This is a genomic window from Micromonospora sp. NPDC048907, from assembly GCF_055586885.1.
This window is the reverse complement of record NZ_JBVJHI010000005.1, coordinates 416,532-429,062: the sequence shown is the minus strand read 5'-3', so window position 1 is coordinate 429,062 and position 12,531 is coordinate 416,532. Positions and strand designations below refer to the sequence as shown.

At 71.5% G+C, this 12,531-nt stretch carries 14 protein-coding genes; 8 read left to right on the top strand and 6 right to left on the bottom strand.

The genetic code is table 11. The features are described from left to right. The first annotated feature begins 8 nt into the window (after nucleotides 1-8). The 3 genes from ACZ6PY_RS20015 (at nucleotide 9) to ACZ6PY_RS20005 (ending at nucleotide 2,783) form a co-directional block, all read left to right on the top strand. The gene (locus ACZ6PY_RS20015; RefSeq protein WP_466074228.1) at nucleotides 9-1,007 is read left to right on the top strand and encodes a LacI family DNA-binding transcriptional regulator; all 999 of its coding nucleotides are present in this window, start codon (nucleotides 9-11) and stop codon (nucleotides 1,005-1,007) included. Continuing rightward, the gene (locus ACZ6PY_RS20010) at nucleotides 1,004-2,158 is read left to right on the top strand and encodes a mandelate racemase/muconate lactonizing enzyme family protein (RefSeq protein ID WP_466074226.1); all 1,155 of its coding nucleotides are present in this window, start codon (nucleotides 1,004-1,006) and stop codon (nucleotides 2,156-2,158) included. The genes ACZ6PY_RS20015 and ACZ6PY_RS20010 overlap by 4 nt, the downstream gene beginning before the upstream one ends. Before the next feature lie 400 nt (nucleotides 2,159-2,558). Further along, nucleotides 2,559-2,783, top strand: a complete 225-nt coding sequence (locus ACZ6PY_RS20005; RefSeq protein WP_466074224.1) for a hypothetical protein — start codon at nucleotides 2,559-2,561, stop codon at nucleotides 2,781-2,783. Nucleotides 2,784-2,894: 111 nt separating this feature from the next. Here ACZ6PY_RS20005 and ACZ6PY_RS20000 read toward each other — a convergent pair whose 3' ends face one another. Genes ACZ6PY_RS20000 through ACZ6PY_RS19990 form a run of 3 tightly spaced genes read right to left on the bottom strand, consistent with a single transcriptional unit; the run spans nucleotide 2,895 to nucleotide 4,264 of the window. Next, nucleotides 2,895-3,467, bottom strand: coding sequence for a TIGR03086 family metal-binding protein (locus tag ACZ6PY_RS20000; protein ID WP_466074222.1), 573 nt, complete (start codon nucleotides 3,465-3,467; stop codon nucleotides 2,895-2,897). Further along, nucleotides 3,454-3,936, bottom strand: a complete 483-nt coding sequence (locus tag ACZ6PY_RS19995) for an SRPBCC domain-containing protein (protein WP_466074220.1) — start codon at nucleotides 3,934-3,936, stop codon at nucleotides 3,454-3,456. The genes ACZ6PY_RS20000 and ACZ6PY_RS19995 overlap by 14 nt, the downstream gene beginning before the upstream one ends. Beyond that, nucleotides 3,869-4,264, bottom strand: coding sequence for an ArsR/SmtB family transcription factor (locus tag ACZ6PY_RS19990; RefSeq protein ID WP_466074218.1), 396 nt, complete (start codon nucleotides 4,262-4,264; stop codon nucleotides 3,869-3,871). The genes ACZ6PY_RS19995 and ACZ6PY_RS19990 overlap by 68 nt, the downstream gene beginning before the upstream one ends. 176 nt (nucleotides 4,265-4,440) lie before the next feature. Here ACZ6PY_RS19990 and ggt point away from each other — a divergent pair, with 176 nt between their 5' ends. Next, on the top strand, nucleotides 4,441-6,243 hold the full coding sequence (gene ggt, locus ACZ6PY_RS19985) for a gamma-glutamyltransferase (RefSeq protein ID WP_466074216.1): 1,803 nt from the start codon (nucleotides 4,441-4,443) through the stop codon (nucleotides 6,241-6,243). Between the two features lie 87 nt (nucleotides 6,244-6,330). Here ggt and ACZ6PY_RS19980 read toward each other — a convergent pair whose 3' ends face one another. After that, on the bottom strand, nucleotides 6,331-6,870 hold the full coding sequence (locus ACZ6PY_RS19980; RefSeq protein ID WP_466074214.1) for a GNAT family N-acetyltransferase: 540 nt from the start codon (nucleotides 6,868-6,870) through the stop codon (nucleotides 6,331-6,333). 173 nt (nucleotides 6,871-7,043) lie between these two features. Here ACZ6PY_RS19980 and ACZ6PY_RS19975 point away from each other — a divergent pair, with 173 nt between their 5' ends. After that, nucleotides 7,044-7,724: an FMN-dependent NADH-azoreductase gene (locus ACZ6PY_RS19975; RefSeq protein ID WP_466074212.1), complete on the top strand. Its 681-nt coding sequence runs from the start codon at nucleotides 7,044-7,046 to the stop codon at nucleotides 7,722-7,724. Then, the gene (locus ACZ6PY_RS19970) at nucleotides 7,721-8,041 is read left to right on the top strand and encodes a DMT family transporter (RefSeq protein ID WP_466074211.1); all 321 of its coding nucleotides are present in this window, start codon (nucleotides 7,721-7,723) and stop codon (nucleotides 8,039-8,041) included. The genes ACZ6PY_RS19975 and ACZ6PY_RS19970 overlap by 4 nt, the downstream gene beginning before the upstream one ends. A gap of 123 nt (nucleotides 8,042-8,164) precedes the next feature. On the opposite strand, the gene ACZ6PY_RS19965 is transcribed toward ACZ6PY_RS19970, so the two are convergent. Continuing rightward, on the bottom strand, nucleotides 8,165-8,776 hold the full coding sequence (locus ACZ6PY_RS19965) for a helix-turn-helix domain-containing protein (RefSeq protein WP_466074209.1): 612 nt from the start codon (nucleotides 8,774-8,776) through the stop codon (nucleotides 8,165-8,167). A gap of 295 nt (nucleotides 8,777-9,071) precedes the next feature. Between ACZ6PY_RS19965 and ACZ6PY_RS19960 the strand changes: the two genes are divergently transcribed. Next, the gene (locus ACZ6PY_RS19960; protein ID WP_466074207.1) at nucleotides 9,072-9,962 is read left to right on the top strand and encodes a hypothetical protein; all 891 of its coding nucleotides are present in this window, start codon (nucleotides 9,072-9,074) and stop codon (nucleotides 9,960-9,962) included. Nucleotides 9,963-9,998: 36 nt separating this feature from the next. On the opposite strand, the gene ACZ6PY_RS19955 is transcribed toward ACZ6PY_RS19960, so the two are convergent. Further along, the gene (locus ACZ6PY_RS19955; RefSeq protein ID WP_466074205.1) at nucleotides 9,999-11,405 is read right to left on the bottom strand and encodes an aminotransferase-like domain-containing protein; all 1,407 of its coding nucleotides are present in this window, start codon (nucleotides 11,403-11,405) and stop codon (nucleotides 9,999-10,001) included. Between ACZ6PY_RS19955 and ACZ6PY_RS19950 the strand changes: the two genes are divergently transcribed. After that, the gene (locus ACZ6PY_RS19950; RefSeq protein WP_466074203.1) at nucleotides 11,404-12,429 is read left to right on the top strand and encodes a DMT family transporter; all 1,026 of its coding nucleotides are present in this window, start codon (nucleotides 11,404-11,406) and stop codon (nucleotides 12,427-12,429) included. The two genes, ACZ6PY_RS19955 and ACZ6PY_RS19950, sit on opposite strands and share 2 nt — an antisense overlap. Nucleotides 12,430-12,531 lie beyond the last annotated feature (102 nt).

Below are 12,531 nucleotides of genomic sequence, written 5' to 3'. Positions count from 1 at the left end.
TGGAAGACGTGGCCAGAGCCGCCGACGTCTCGCTGGCCACGGCCTCCCGGGCGCTCAACGGCATGCGGGTCACCCCGCAACTGCGCGACCGCGTCCTGGCCGCCGCGGAGAAGCTGGCCTACACCCCCAACGCGCACGCCCGCGCCCTCGCCGGCGCCTCCCACCGCACCGTCGGCGTCATCTGCCACGACGTCACCGACCCCTACTTCGCCGCCATCGCCGGCGGCGTCATGCGGGTCGCCGGGGACAACGACCTGCTCGTCATGCTGGCCAGCACCTTCCGCGACCCGGAGCGCGAGATCGCGTACGTGTCGATGCTGCGCGCCGAGCGCGCCCCGGCCATCCTGCTGATCGGCTCCGGCTTCGAGGACGCCCGCTGGGAGCGGGCCCTGGAGGCCGAGCTGAAGCCCTACCTGGACGGTGGCGGCCGGGTCGCCGTGGTCAGCCGGCACCGCAGCCTCAAGGTCGACAGCGTGCTGCCGGAGAACCGGGCCGGCGCCGCCGCCATGGCCCGCGCCCTGCTCGACCTCGGCCACCGCCGCTTCGCCGTGCTCTCCGGGCCGCGGGCGCTCACCACCGTCGCCGACCGGCTCGGCGGCTTCCGTGACGAGCTGGCCAAGGCCGGCGTGGCGCTCGACCCGGCCGACATCGTCGAGGGCCCCTTCACCCGCGACGGCGGGTACGGCGCGATGACCGAGCTGCTGGCCCGGGGCTCGGCGGCCACCTGCGTGTTCGCCCTGACCGACGTGATGGCGATCGGCGCCTGCGCGGCGCTGCGGGACCAGGGCCTGTCCGTCCCGAACGACATCTCCGTCGCCGGGTTCGACGACATCCCGATCGTCCGTGACCTCACCCCGGCGCTGACGACTGTGGCGCTGCCGCTGCAACGCCTCGGGGAGAAGGCCATGGAGCTGGCGCTGACCGAGAACAACGGGCGACGACGGCGGCTCCTGCGGATGGGCGGCGAGGTGGTCCTGCGCGGCAGCACGGCGAAGGTGGGCTCGTGACCCCGCTCGCCGGCCTCACCATCGACGCGGTCCGGACGTACGCCGTCGCGCTGCCCACCATCCGCTCGTTCGGCGTCTCCGGCGGCTCGGTCGCCGTCGCCGGCACGCCCAGCATCCGCGTGCTCGTCAAGGTCACCGCCGGTGGCGTCACCGGCTGGGGCGAGGCGACCCCGATCCCGGCCTGGACCTACGAGACCGCCGAATCCATCGTCACCACCATCGACCGCTACCTCGCCCCGGCCATCCTCGGCCGCCCCGCCTGGGACCTCGACGGCGTCACCACCGCCTTCGACCGCGCGATCAACCGCGGCTTCACCATCGGCTCACCCCTGGCCAAGAGCGCGGTCGACATCGCCCTGCACGACCTGCTCGGCCGCGCTCTCGGCGTACCGGTCGGGGTGCTGTGGGGGCAGCGCCGCCGGGAGACCATCGACCTCGGCTGGATCGTCTCCGGGCAGACCGCCGGGGAGGTCGCCGACGCCGTCGCGGAGGGCGCCGACCTCGGCTACCGGGCGTTCAAGGTGAAGGTCGGCCTGCACAGCGAGGCCGAGGACGCCGCCGTGGTGCGGGCGGTCCGGGAGGCCGCGCCCGACGCGGCGCTCTGGGTGGACGCCAACCAGGGCTACACCGTCGACGGGGCGCTGCGGATGGCCCGCCGGCTGGCCGAGTACGACGTCACCACCTTCGAGCAGCCGCTGCCCGCCAACGACGTGGCCGGGCAGCGCCGGCTGCGGGAGTCCTCACCGATTCCCGTCGCCCTCGACGAGAGCCTGCGCCACCCCAGCGACCTGGCGACCTTCGTGAAGCTCGACGCGGTCGACGTGGCCATCGCCAAGGTGCAGCGCAGCGGCGGGCTGACGCTGTCGCGGCGGCTCTGCGCGTTCGCCGAGGACGCCGGGGTGCGGCTCATGGGCTCCGGGCTCACCGACTCCGACCTGGGGCTGGCCGCCTCGCTGCACCTGTTCGCCGCGTACGGCATCGACACGCCCGTCGACCTCAACGGGCGGCAGTTCCTCACCTCGTCGTACGCCACAGGAGCGACGGTCGAGGTGAAGGACGGGATCGCGCGGGTGCCGACCGGGCCTGGGCTCGGTGTCGAGGTGGACGAGTCGGTGGTGCGGGACCTCGCCGTGGACGTGCTCGCCGGCTAGCGGCGCCGGGTCGACCGGCGATTGGCCGGCGCCGTTTCCGGATACAGCCCGCGATGCGACGGCCCACGCCGCAGACCCCTCCGATGGAGACGCCATGACAGTCGATCTCCCCGCTCAGGCGGTCACCGCCGGAGTCGTACCCGAGGGCTGTGCTGCAGAAGCGCGTCAAGGCCGGCCCCGACCTGGCCGTTCTGCGCCGACTGCGGCCGGTTGCGCACCCGCCGCCTGCTCATCGGCGTCGGCCTGGTGGTGCTCGCGGTCGTCGGCGCGGTGGCGCTGTCCGCCCTGACAGCGCAGAACGACTCGACCGCCGGCGCGATCGTGCTGCTCTTCGTGCTGCTGCTCATCGCGGGGCTCGGCGTGGCCAGCCGCCGCCAACGGCCCGATCGCCTCCGGATACGTGTCCAACGACGGCAACACCCTGCACGTTCGCCGCGCGCACGACCGCTTCGTCGAGCAGGTCGCGGCCCTGCAGCCGGGCCCCGGGCCGCAGACCCACCAGGCCCACCCGCCCTACCCGCAGGCCGGACCGCCGCAGTATCCGCCGTACCCTGCCGCCGCGCCGCAGTACAGCCCCGCGACGCAGACCTGGCCCGGCCAGGCGCGCGGCGAGCAGCCACAGTAGCGATCGGGTCGCGGCCGGCCGAGTAGGACGTCACCGCGTTCGAGAGCCGCGACGACAAGGACCGGGCAGTTCACGATGGACGTGTGGGCGTCTGGCCAGGCGGGGTTCGGCTTATGGCTCCGACCAGAACGGGTCGCGGCCGATGAAACCCAGCAGTGCGGTCTGGGCATCCGCGTGCTCGGGCACCGCCACTCGCGGGCCGTACTGGCCGGAGGAGCGGATGACCTCCTCCATCTGCTCCATCCCACCGAGGAGTTCGGCGCAGAACTCCGGGTCCAGCGTGTCGTCCTGGCCGGTGGCCCGGGAGAGATCCCAGGTGTGCATGAACACGTCGGTGGTGTAAAACCGGTCGATCGCGGCCGCCAGCGGCAGGCTGCCGAGGTGGGGATTGGTGAGGTGGCGGTGCGCCGTCTCCGGGTCGTCGAGCACCGCCTGCACGGCGTCGCCGTGGATCTGCCAGGCGGCGACCGGGTCCTCGTCGACGGACGGCCCCTTGGGCAGTTCGATGCCGGCGCCGGAGGCGAGAAAGCCGGGGAACCATTCGGTCAGGTGACGCACGACATCGCGGGCGGTCCAGCCGGCGACCGGGGCTGGCGCGTCCCACGATCGGGTGCCGCGGACCCGGTCGGTGAACAGCCCAGCAACCTGGCGGTGCCGCTCGGCCGGGCGGTCAGACAGCGCCATCGGTGATCATCCTTTCGAGCTTCGCGTAGCCCTCGTTGACGCCGACCTCCATGCCGCTGCGCAGCCACGCGTCGCGGCCTTCGAAGCTGTCCACCAGGGACTGGGTCCGCAGCCGCGCACGGCCGTCACCCAGGTCCTCGAACCACAACGTCTCCAGCGCGACTCCGTCTGGCTCGCCCTCGAACGTGAAGGTCTGCACGATGCGGTCCGGCCGTACGTCGTGGAAGCAGCCACGGAACCGGTACTCCGTGCCGCCGTGCGTCGAGGCGTACCGCCAGCTGCCGCCGGTGGACGCGTCCCAGTGGTCGATCCGGGTGGCCGTGGCATCGGGGCCCACCCACCGGGCGAACAACACGGGATCGGTGTGGGCGCGGAACAGCTGCTCGGGTCGCGCCGCGAAGTCACGACTCGTCCGGATGACCGGCAGCCTGGGGTCGGCCTCGATCGCTGTCTCCGTGATCCGGTCCATGCTCGTCTCCTTCCATCTCCGCCAGGACGGCGTCGAGGCGGCGATAGCGCTGCTCGACGCGGCTCCGGTGGCGCTCGATCCAGGTGTCCATGAGGTCGAAGGCCTGGGCCTCCAGGCGCACCGGCCGGGGCTGCGGCCCGCTCGGCCGGCTGACCAGCCCGGCGTTCTCGAGCACCCGCAGGTGCTTGTAGACGGCCTGCAGCGTCATCCGGTACGGCTCGGCCAGCTGGCTCACGGTCGCGTCGCCCTTCGCCAGTCGGGCCACCAGGTCGCGCCGGGTCGGATCCGCGAGGGCGGCGAAGGCCCGGGACAGCGCATCCGTGGTCATCCGTCCCGTCCTTTCAACCCGATGGTTTAAAGCACTGTAGGCGGCTGGCGGAACACCGGTCAACCCGGTGGTGGACAGTGCCGTGCAGGGGGCCGGCACACGCTCGGTCCTCGGGTTGCCCGCCCTCGATCGGTGGAGTAGGCAGGAGGTTCACTCATGTCGATCTGGGAGGCCAGATGAGACCTCGGGCCCTCGTCACCGCGACCGTCGCTCTGGCCACGCTCGTGGCCGCGAACACCGTTCCCGCCCAGGCGAAGCCGGCCGCGCCGCCGAAGGAGCCGGTGGCCGTCGGCTACGGGGGAGCGGTCTCCACCGTGGATGCCACCGCCACGGCCGTCGGCCTGCAGGTGCTGCGGCGCGGCGGCAACGCGGTCGACGCGGCGGTCGCCGCCGCCGCGACGCTCGGCGTCACCGAACCCTTCTCGGCCGGCATCGGCGGCGGGGGCTTCTTCGTCTACTACGATGCGAAGAGCCGGCGGGTGCACACCATCGACGGCCGCGAGGCCGGACCGGCCTCGATGGGCGAGACCACCTTCATCGACCCGGCCACCGGAGCGCCCTACTGGTTCGACGAGGCCCGGATCAGCGGGCTTTCGGTCGGCGTCCCGGGCACCCTGCTCACCTGGCAGGACGCGCTGGACCGCTGGGGCACCCGTTCGCTCGCGCAGCTCCTCACGCCCGCCGCGCGGGTCGCCGAGGACGGCTTCCCCGTCGACGAGACCTTCGCTGGTCAGATCGCCGGGAACCAGGCGGCGTTCGGCCAGTTCAGCTCGACCAGCACGCTGTACCTGCCCGGCGGGCAGCCGCCGGCGGTCGGCAGCACCTTCCGCAACCCGGACCTCGCCGAGACGTACCGGCTGATCGCCAAGCGGGGCACCGACGTCCTCTACCGCGGCGAGGTCGGTCGCGATGTGGTCGCGACCGTGCAGCACCCGCCGGTGGCCGCGCAGCCGGTCGGCTCGTGGCCGTACCCGATCCGGCCCGCCGGCATGACCGCCGCCGACCTCGCCGCATACCGCACCCGCTTCCCCGCGCCGACCCGGTCGGACTACCGCGGCCTCGAGGTGTACGGCATGCCCACGCCGTCCAGCGGCGGCACCGCCGTGGGGGAGGCGCTCAACATCCTCGAGCAGTTCGACCTGGGGTCCATGACCGCGACCCAGGCGATGCACCAATACCTGGAGGCCAGCGCGCTGTCGTTCGCCGACCGCAACCGGTACGTCGGTGACCGCACGCAGCGAAACGTGCTCCGCGAGCTGCTCAGCGACGCGTACGCCAAGGAGCGGGCCTGCCTCATCGACCCGTCGGCGGCGCTGCCCAAGCCGGTCGCGCCCGGCGTCCCCGACGGCGCCTACGGCGGCTGCTCGGCGGCGGCGGTCGCCGACGTCCGCGACGACCGCACCGGCACCACCAACCTGACCGTGGCCGACCGGTGGGGCAACGTGGTCGAGTACACGCTGACCATCGAGGCGACCGGCGGCAACGGCATGGTCGTGCCCGGACGGGGATTCCTGCTCAACAACGAGCTGACCGATTTCAACTTCGCGCCGACCCAGGGCGCCGCGCCCGACCCGAACCTGCCGGGGCCGGGCAAGCGCCCGCGCAGCTCCATGTCACCCACGATCGTGCTGGCCGACGGCCGGCCGTTCCTGGCCGTCGGCTCGCCCGGCGGCGCGACGATCATCACCACCGTCCTGCAGATGCTGGTGAACCGGATCGACCGGGGCATGACACTGCCGCAGGCCCTCGCCGCGCCGCGGGCCTCGCAGCGCAACAGCGCCAGCACCCAGGCGGAGCCGGACTTCGTCACCCGGTACGCCAGCGGCCTCCCGCCGGGCCACGCATTCTCGCCAACCGCGGAGATCGGCGCGGCGACCGGCATCGAGTTCCTGGCGGACGGCCGGCTGGTCGCCGCAGCCGAGCCCGGACGCCGGGGTGGCGGCGCGGCGGCCGTCGTCGGCCGCTGGGCGCGCGACTGACGACGGGGACCGCGGCGACGGCTCCGGCCCGGCTTGAGCCGTCGCCGTGCTCCTCGGCGTGTCCCGGTGCTGCTATCGAACCCGAGGTCAGGCAGACGGCGGGACCGGGGACCGCTGGCCGAGCCACTGCTCGGCGTCCCAGGCCTGGAACCGCTCCACCTCGGTGAATCCCAGCTTCGCCGCGAGGCGCATAGACCCGACGTTGGCGGTCTGGGTGGTGAGCACCACCGGCTCGCCGGGAAGCACACCGTCGAACCAGTCCAGTGCCGCCGCGCACGCCTCGGCGGCGTACCCGGATCCCCACGCCCGCGGCAGGAACAGGTAACCGAGGTCGGCCTTCCCCGCGGCAGCCGGGCGCCGGTGCTCCGTTGCTCTCCGGAGCAGGATCTGGCCGATCATCGTCCCGTCGAGATCGACGACGAAACTCCCGGGCCGGCGCTCGGGCACCGCGGGCAGCTCCCGCTCGAGCTCGTCCCGCGGGCGCGGGCCGCCGAGATAGGTGTGCACCTCCGGCGACGCCAGCAGCTCGATGAACGCCGCACGGTCACGGGCCTCGGACGCACGGAGCACGAGCCGCTCGGTCCGGACCGGCTCGGGCGGCCAGGCGACGGGTCCGAGCTCGGTCATGCCGGCCAGCCAATCAGCAGACTCGGCAGCGATCAAGACTCCCGGACCGATCACCCGGGTTGTGGAGGGGTCACGGCGCGACAATAAGTGGACGCTGCGTCCAGTTGGTTGCTAGCGTGGGCACCCGCAAGCGGACACGGTGTCCGCATGCCGGGAAGAAGGGGAAAGCTGTCATGGCCAACCTGCTGCACCTGGACACCAGCGCGCGCCGTGCCTCACACTCCCGCGCGCTGGGCAGGTTGTTCGCCGACGGGTGGCGGGCGGCGAGTCCGGAGAGCACTTACTCCTACCGGGATCTCGCCGCGAATCCGGTCCCGGTGATCGGGGAGGCGTGGACCGAGCTCTGCGACTACGCCCTCGAGCACGGGATCACCGATCCGGACCGCCTCGTCGAGGGGGTGCGTACCCCGGCGCAGCGGGAGGCCTGGGCGGTCGTCGAGCCGTTGCTGACCGAGCTGGTCGCGGCCGATGTGCTGCTCATCGGCGTCCCGATGTACAACTTCTCGATCCCGGCGAGCCTGAAGTTGTGGATCGATCAGGTGACGTTCCCGCGCGCTTCGTTGGACCTCAAGGTGGTCGTCGTCTCGGCCCGCGGCGGCTCGTACGCACCCGGCACACCCCGTGAGCCGGTCGACCACCAGGAGCGTTACCTGCGTGACTTCTTCCGAGGTCACTTCCAGGTGGACGACGTCACCGTCATCAACGCCGAGTTCGTGAACTCGACCGTCGACCCGACGCTGGAGAGGTGGCGCGAGTCCTACGCTGCTTCGTACGCCGAAGCCAAGCGGGCGGCGTTCGACCTGGGTCGCCTTCTGGCCGCCGCTGACTCTGTCACGGCGGGGGGCGCCGGATGAGTTGGCTGATTCTGGTGCTGGCCGGCCTCGTTGAGATCGTCTGGTCACAGAGCATCAAGCCCACCCAGAACTTCACCAGGCCGCTGCCGACCCTGATCTGTTTCGTCCTCGGAGCCGCGGCCGTCTACCTGCTGTCGCGGGCGATGCAGGACCTGCCGGTCGGCACCGCATACGCCGTCTTCACCGGCATCGGCGCGATCGGGGCGATCTCGCTGGGCATCGTCCTGCACAAGGACCCGGTCAGCATCGGCCGGTTCGCCGCACTGGCACTGATCATCGGCGGCATCGTGCTCGCCCGTGTCACCAACCCGGAGTGAGAGCCGGGGATCACCTCGATCTCCACGTGCACGACCGCCCGGCACGGACGGCTTTCCCCGAGCCTGACGGGGACTGGCCGTGCGGGATGGGTCGGCAGCGACCCTGGGACCCGTCCCGCAGGCTCATCCGCCGCCGAAAACGCTGACGGCGAGGGCGCGCAGCGCGGTGGCGATCTGCTCCGGGGTAAGCCGACGCTGCTCGCGCTGGTACTGGTAGACGTCCGGAGCGAGCGGTGCGAGCAGCGCGTCGACGAGCGCGTCGACCTGCGGCACGGCGGCCTGGGTCAGCAGCACGCGCACGTGTGCCCGCCAGAAGCCGTACGCCCCGGTGGCGAAGCGCGCCGGCCCGAACTCGGCACCGAGCACGAGCGGCAGGTGTTGCTCGAGCAACTCCACCATCGCGGCGTAGAACGCAGCCAGCCGCTCGGCGGGTGGAGCGCCGGGACCGAGCGGCGGGGGGCCGGACATCATTCGCTGCTGAAGGCCGCGCTCGTGCTCGTCGAGCAGGGCCTGGGCGATCGAGGCGGTGTCCGGATAGCGCCGATAGAGAGTCGCGCGTCCTACGCCGGCCGCGCGGGCGATGTCCTCCATCGTCACGCTTCGAGGGTCGCCGTCGATGAACAGTTTCCGGGCGGCGGCAAGCACCCGCGCCCGGTTCCTGGCCGCGTCGGCCCGCTCACCGTCAGCGCGAGCGCCGATCGGATCGCCGGTCGACAGGTCGGTGCGGCGGTTCACCAGTCCAGGCTAGCAAGTGGACGCGGCGTCCGAATGGCCGGCCCGCCGGCCTGCGTCGAGGGGGACCGGCTACCCCGAATAGCTGACCGTTGACTTTCTGAACATCGCTGGCCCCACCACCGCAAACCTCGAAGACGACTGAGCGCTGTCGGGCGGAAGGAGCCGAGCGCGGGCTCGAACCATCGAGGCTGAGCGGTATGGGAAGCGCGGCTTCCCTGCCACAACGATGGACATAGACAGGTGGGCATAAACTGATACGCTGCTCCCGCCTTACCCTTGGAGGAGAGACACCGAAGTGAAGAAGCTGTCAAGCGTCGCGTCCGTGCTCGCACTCTCAATCGGAATCGCTATTGCCCCGGCAGCGTCTGCCTACGCTGCTACGGACAGGACCGGGGCGGAACGGCTGAACATTCCGAACAGCAGTGCGTGCAAGGCGGGTCGCACGGTCATGCAAGGCATGGTGGCAGGGCCGGGCGGCCAGCTCTACATCGTCTTCACCAAGGCAGCCGGCGCGGAGCCTGTCCTGTCCAGGTGGTTGCGCGACGGCTCAGCCTGGGACGGAACCAGCTGGGTCTGCGCCGGGTCACCGACCTCCGTGCCCACACTCGGCCATGGCAACGACCTCGCCTACAACCCGAACTATCTGGGTCAGGGCCCGGCCTTGATCGCCACCCAAGGGAGCCAGTCCGCCTTCCTGAGCGACAAGGTGACAGTCGTGCGCCTGAACGCCGACGGGTCTTTTGGCGCAACCGGTGAAGTGCGTCTACCGATAGGCAACATCAGCGGCCTCTGCTACAGCGCGACGGCCGCCGGCGGAGCCGGCAAATATGCTGCCCGACGGTTGGGTAGCCTCTGGACCCATCCCGGCGCCGGTGCGCTGACGAGCGGATGGACGCTGGCGACGAGCAGTCTGACGAGTCACGACAATCGTTCCGACCAGGGCATCGACTGTTCTGAGAACTATATCTGGAACACCAAGTCCATCAACACGTCGACGCCCGCTACCGGGTGGAACTGGGTGTACCAGTACAACTGGTCGGGAGGCGATGTGGAGAGCGACATCGGAATTCCGGGGAACAACTTGACCGACGAGATCGAAGATGTCACCCATGTGGGGAGCGAATTCTTCGTCGGCATCAACCGAAACGACGGGCTGGCCGACTCCGTGAAGGTGTTCATCGAGTAAATTCGAGCAATTGTCATTGCTCGCGCGGTAGGCAGGCTACGAACGTGTCGTTTCCTTTTTCAGGGCGCGAGCGAGGCGGCGGACGGCCTCGTCCATGAGTTCGGGTGGGGCTGCGGCGTAGGTCAGCCGCAGGTGCGGCGCCGAGGGCTCGGCCGCGTACCAGGGGCGGCCGGGGAAGACGATGACGCCTTCGGTCGCAGCCGCGGCGGCCAGTGCGACGTCATCGGTGCTGTCCGGCAGTCGGGCCCACAGGTGTAGGCCGCCGCGTGGAATCGCCGGTGGGGCGAGTTCCGGCAGGTACCGGCGCAGTGCGGTCAGCAGCGCCTCGCGCCGTGTCCGCAGCGCGGTACGCAGGGCGCGGCGGTGCCGCGTCCAGGCGGGAGCGGTGACGAATTCCAGTGTGGCCTGCTGCAGCGGGCCGGCGACGAAGAAGTCGTCGAGCAACCTGGCTGAGCGCAGTCTGGCGCCGGCTGGGCCCCGGGCACCGATCGCGGCGACACGTAGGCCGGGAGCGGCGGACTTGGTCAGGGAGCGCAGGTAGATCACGTGCCCGTCAGTGTCATCGGCGGCCAGCGGTGGCGGGGCCTCTCCATCGATGGCGAGGTCGCGGGCGTAGTCGTCCTCGATCAGGAACGCTCCGGCGTCGCGTATGGCATCGGCGACCTCAGCTCGGCGGTGAGCTGTCAGTGTGGCACCGGTCGGGTTGGCATAGAGCGGTTGGCAGTAGAACAGTCGCGCGCCGGTGCGAGCGAACGCGGCGGCGAGCTGGTCGGGCAGTACGCCGTCGGCATCGGCGGGCACCGGCACTACCCGCAGCCCAGCCGCCCGGGCCGCGGCCAGCGCCCCCAGATAGGTCGGGGACTCGACGAGCAGGGTGTCGCCGGGTGCGGTGAGAGCGCGTAACGCCGATGACAGCGCCGCCTGCCCGCCTGGGCAGATCACCATGTCGTCGGCGCGCAGCCGGGCCCCGGCCGCGCGGGCGAACCAGGACCGCAGGTCCTCACGTCCCTCTGCCGGCCCGCGCTGCCACGCCGCAGGCTGCCGGGCGGCGCGCGCGAGCGCGGCGCCGAGCGCCGCGGCCGGCTGCAGATCTGCGTCCAGGTAGCCGCCAGACAGGGGAATCGCTCCCGACGGCGGTAGCGCGAGTAACGCCTGCATCTCATCCTCGCCCGGTCTGCGGGCGCCGAGCGCCACCGTCTGCCACGACAAGTCGGGTGGGCGACGCTCGTCGGGTGGGGCGGCCACGAAGGTGCCCTTCCCCGGTCGCGTCTCGATCAGCCCTCGTGCCACCAGCTGTCGGACCGCTTCGGCGACGGTGACCGGCGAGGCGTGGTGCCGGGCGGTCATCTCGCGCACCGAGGGCAGCCGTGTTCCCGGGTCCGCGGCGGCCACGAGCCCGCGCAGATCTTGGATAACACGGGCCACTGCGTTACCGTCATCCATGAGAGCGAAGAGTAGCGCTACTGGCCCCACCCCGGTAACGGCGGATCGGGTCATCGGCCTCACCCTCGGCGCGCTCGGCGTGCTCGCCTTCAGCATGTCGCTGCCCGCCACCCGCGTCGCCGTGCAGGAACTCGACCCGTGGTTCGTTGCCTTCGGCCGGGCCGTCGGTGCGGCACTACTGGCCTGGGCGTACCTCAGTTTCACCGGCGCACCGCGGCCCACCCGGAGCCAGTGGCGGCGGCTGCCGATCGTCGCCCTTGGCGTCGTCGTCGGCTTCCCGCTTTTCACCTCGCTGGCACTGACCACCCAGACGTCCGCACACGGCGCGGTCGTCATCACCGTGCTGCCCGCCATGACCGCCGTGTTCGCGGTACTGCGGGCCGGCGAGCGCCCACCGCTGCTGTTCTGGCTCGCCAGCATTGGCGGGCTGCTGGCGGTGCTCGCCTTTCTGATCACCAGCGGGACGGTCCACGGCACACTGTCGGCCGCCGACCTGTTCCTGCTCGCGGCTGTCGTCCTGTGTGGGCTGGGATACGCCGAGGGCGGGGCGCTCGCCCGGGATCTGGGCGGCGCCCGGACAATCTGCTGGGCGCTGCTGCTCTCAATGCCTGTCACCCTGCCCATCACGCTGGTCGCCGCCTCGGCTCACCCGCCGCGCGCCGACACCGCCGCTTGGTTGGCGTTCGCGTACCTGACCGGGGTTTCCATGTTCCTGGGCTTTTTCGCCTGGTACGCAGGTCTGGCCCGAGGCGGCATCGCCCAGGTCGGCCAGGTCCAGCTCGCACAGCCGGTATTCACCCTGCTCTGGTCCGCGTTACTGCTCGCAGAGACCGTCACCCCTGCCTCGATCGGGGCGGCGCTGGTCGTGCTGGCCTGCGTCGTCCTGATCCAGCGCACCCGCAGCGCGCCCGCAAGAGATCAGGACGGCGGCGCCCACGCGGTGCACCGCCCCCTTCCACCCCCCGATGCACGGGAGGCGCTTCCGGTACAAGGCATCCCCGCTCGCAGGCGACCACACCCGTGAACTTTCGACGTTACGAACCCGGCCACACTCAGCTCGACCGAGTCCGGCTGGTGGGCGCCGCCGGCGGCAGGAGGGGATGGTGAAGCTGGGCGGGCATCGCGA

What these genes read in the sequence shown, in the direction of transcription:
- ggt (WP_466074216.1), top strand. Translation starts at nt 4,441, where the DNA reads ATGAGACCTCGGGCCCTCGTCACCGCGACCGTCGCTCTGGCCACGCTC.
- ACZ6PY_RS19955 (WP_466074205.1), bottom strand. Translation starts at nt 11,405, where the DNA reads ATGGATGACGGTAACGCAGTGGCCCGTGTTATCCAAGATCTGCGCGGG.
- ACZ6PY_RS20000 (WP_466074222.1), bottom strand. Translation starts at nt 3,467, where the DNA reads ATGGCGCTGTCTGACCGCCCGGCCGAGCGGCACCGCCAGGTTGCTGGG.
- ACZ6PY_RS19970 (WP_466074211.1), top strand. Translation starts at nt 7,721, where the DNA reads ATGAGTTGGCTGATTCTGGTGCTGGCCGGCCTCGTTGAGATCGTCTGG.
- ACZ6PY_RS19980 (WP_466074214.1), bottom strand. Translation starts at nt 6,870, where the DNA reads ATGACCGAGCTCGGACCCGTCGCCTGGCCGCCCGAGCCGGTCCGGACC.
- ACZ6PY_RS19990 (WP_466074218.1), bottom strand. Translation starts at nt 4,264, where the DNA reads ATGACCACGGATGCGCTGTCCCGGGCCTTCGCCGCCCTCGCGGATCCG.
- ACZ6PY_RS19995 (WP_466074220.1), bottom strand. Translation starts at nt 3,936, where the DNA reads ATGGACCGGATCACGGAGACAGCGATCGAGGCCGACCCCAGGCTGCCG.
- ACZ6PY_RS19975 (WP_466074212.1), top strand. Translation starts at nt 7,044, where the DNA reads ATGGCCAACCTGCTGCACCTGGACACCAGCGCGCGCCGTGCCTCACAC.
- ACZ6PY_RS19950 (WP_466074203.1), top strand. Translation starts at nt 11,404, where the DNA reads ATGAGAGCGAAGAGTAGCGCTACTGGCCCCACCCCGGTAACGGCGGAT.